Origin of the sequence: Photorhabdus viridis (assembly GCF_040256935.1) — a bacterium.
Lineage (GTDB): Bacteria > Pseudomonadota > Gammaproteobacteria > Enterobacterales > Enterobacteriaceae > Photorhabdus > Photorhabdus viridis.
On the sequence record NZ_JBEJZY010000245.1, the window covers coordinates 1 to 523 of the forward strand.

The window sequence follows — 523 nt, forward strand, 5'->3', positions numbered from 1 at the left end:
CGTGCAGGGCTTCCAGACGCTGGAAGTCAGTCAAAATCAAACGGTGACCATTAAAGGTCAGCAGGCCATTTCCATTGGTAAAAGCCATCAATTTAACGTCACCGATAACCAACAAATTGCCGTGGGTAAACATATCACTGTGCACTCGGAAAGCGGGCAAATCACGATTGGGAACGCGGGCGGGCAGATAGTCATTGACCCAATGGGGAATATCCGTATCGAAGGAGTCAGTATCACCATGTCTGACCATATCACTGGAAAGAAATCCGCCGATGCGCTGTTTGACTACTCAGCACGCTATACCCTGCGAAGCGAGCAAAGCGGTAAGCCGCTGGTGAATACCCCCTATACCATTACCACCGCTGGCGGTCAGACCCTTTCCGGTAAAACTGACACGCTGGGCAGAACTGTAACCGTACAGAGTGAGGTTGAAGAAAATCTGCAACTGAGTTCACCGGAAACCCCACCGAAACCGAAGCAAACCTTATATCAGGCCAGTGATAACACACCGGTAGAGCATGTT

At 50.3% G+C, this 523-nt stretch carries 1 pseudogene; it reads left to right on the plus strand.

What is annotated here, in order from left to right:
- Window positions 1-523, plus strand: a pseudogene (locus ABR397_RS23190) (type VI secretion system tip protein VgrG); the annotation flags it as partial.